The 267-nt window shown below is 57.7% G+C and carries 1 pseudogene; it reads right to left on the bottom strand.

Going from position 1 to position 267, the window contains the following annotated elements:
• Window positions 1-267, bottom strand: a pseudogene (locus tag SB822_RS57745) (hypothetical protein); the annotation flags it as partial.

Genomic DNA, 267 nt, shown 5'->3' with positions numbered 1-267 from the left:
AATCCTTCCCGAGATCCCGCTGGTCGGATACCCACGGCTGAATGAGGATGGTTTCCTTGCGGCGAAGCCCGAACGCCAGCTGCATCGCGAGCATCATCCCGAACCGGTCGTCGATGGCAAATGCTTCCTCGAGTTTCTTTTCCACGTCGATACCATTCGCGCTCCACGACTTCGTGACCCTCGCCGTTGCGCTAACCTTGATGCGCTCAGGACTTGCATCCGGCAGATACTCTTCCAGCGTCTTGACGAGATTCGGATTGCCGATCC

Source organism: Paraburkholderia sp. SIMBA_054 (assembly GCF_046534875.1).
Lineage (GTDB): Bacteria > Pseudomonadota > Gammaproteobacteria > Burkholderiales > Burkholderiaceae > Paraburkholderia > Paraburkholderia hospita.
The sequence above is the reverse complement of the archived record's forward strand: the minus strand, read 5'-3'. Positions and strand labels throughout refer to the sequence as shown.